Raw genomic sequence first — 1448 nt, forward strand, 5'->3', positions numbered from 1 at the left:
GGCCGGGCCGGGGCGTGAGCGGAGGCTGGGTGGGAACACCTGGTGCGTGGAGACCACCCGGCCCGCGGTGCTGACCTTCGGACACGGCACGGCGGGCGCCGCCGAACTGGCCCGGTTGCTGACCGGGGCGGGGGTGCGGTGCGTCGTGGACGTGCGTAGCGTGCCGGGCAGCCGCCGCAATCCGGACGCCGGGCGAGAGGCGCTGCAGCGGTGGCTCCCCGGCGCGGGCCTCGGCTACCGGTGGGACCGGCGGCTCGGCGGCTGGCGCAGGCCGCGGCCGGACAGTCCGGACACCGCCTTGCGCCACCGTTCCTTCGTCGGCTATGCCGGGCACATGAGGTCGCCGGATTTCCTGGTCGCGATCGGCGAACTGCTCGCCGGCGCCGCGGAGCGCCCCACGGCCGTGATGTGCGCGGAGTCGCTGTGGTGGCGCTGCCACCGCAAGATGATCGCCGATTTCCTGGTACTGGCCACCGGCACCGAGGTGCGCCACCTGCTGCACGACGGGAGCGTGCACGTGCACCGGCCCAGTCCGGAAGCACGCCTGGACGAGCGGACCGGTCTGCTCGTCTACGACGTGTCGCCGGAGCGGGCCTCGTGACGGGGCGGTTCACGGCCGAGGCGGTGCGCGACCTCGATCCCGGGGTGTTCGCCTTCGTGATGGCGACCGGCATCGTGTCCTTCGCCGCCTCCGGGTTGCGCCTGACGGTGGTGTCGGCGGCGCTGTTCGTGCTCGCCTCCGCCGGGTATCTGGTCCTGCTCGCCGCTTCCGCCTGGCGGTGCGTGCGGTGGCGGGGCCGTTTCCTCGCCGACGCGGTGAGTCCGCGCGGGTTCGCGCTGCTGACCTTCGTCGCCGCCTCCGCGGTCCTGGCCGGCCGGTTCGCGCTGGCCGGGGCCGCCGGGGTGTGGGCGGTGCTGCTCGCCCTCGGCGCCCTTGCCTGGCTCGTGCTCGGCTACGGGATCCCGCTGGGCCTGATCGCCGATCCGGGCCGCCGACGGCGCCGCTGGGGCCTCGACCTGGTCGACGGCACCTGGTTTCTGTGGGTGGTGGGCGTCCAGTCGCTCGCCGTCGCCGCGCTGGAGGAGTCCCGTGCGCCCGCGGCGCTCACGGCCGGGGCACTGGTGTGCTGGGCGATCGGGCTCGTGCTGTACCTCCTGCTGGCCGCGCTGGGCCTGGCCCGCCTGCTCACCCGCCCGGTCACCCCCGCCGAACTGACCGCGCCGTACTGGGTGTTCATGGGTGCCGGGGCCATCAGCGTGCTCGCCGGCGCGCGGCTGCTGGTCTTCCCCGAAGCCGACCGCCTGGTCCCGCACGCGCGCGTGGCCGGGGTTTCGCTGCTGCTGTGGTCGTTCTGCACCTGGCTGATCCCGCTGCTGGTCGCGCTGGGCGTGTGGCGCCACCGGGGCGGCGGGGTGCCGCTGCGGTACGACGGGGAGCTGTGGAGCAT

The 1448-nt window shown here is 75.0% G+C and carries 2 protein-coding genes; both read left to right on the forward strand.

Annotated features, from left to right (window positions below; genetic code table 11):
* The first annotated feature begins 67 nt into the window (after positions 1–67).
* Complete coding sequence (locus FNH05_RS37305) at positions 68–601, forward strand: DUF488 domain-containing protein (protein ID WP_246128169.1); 534 nt, start codon at positions 68–70, stop codon at positions 599–601.
* Positions 598–1448: tellurite resistance/C4-dicarboxylate transporter family protein (locus tag FNH05_RS37310; RefSeq protein ID WP_144593528.1), on the forward strand; the 851-nt coding region annotated here is incomplete at its 3' end. The genes FNH05_RS37305 and FNH05_RS37310, both read left to right, overlap by 4 nt.

The sequence above is a fragment of the Amycolatopsis rhizosphaerae genome (genome assembly GCF_007713715.1).
GTDB lineage: Bacteria > Actinomycetota > Actinomycetes > Mycobacteriales > Pseudonocardiaceae > Amycolatopsis_E > Amycolatopsis_E rhizosphaerae.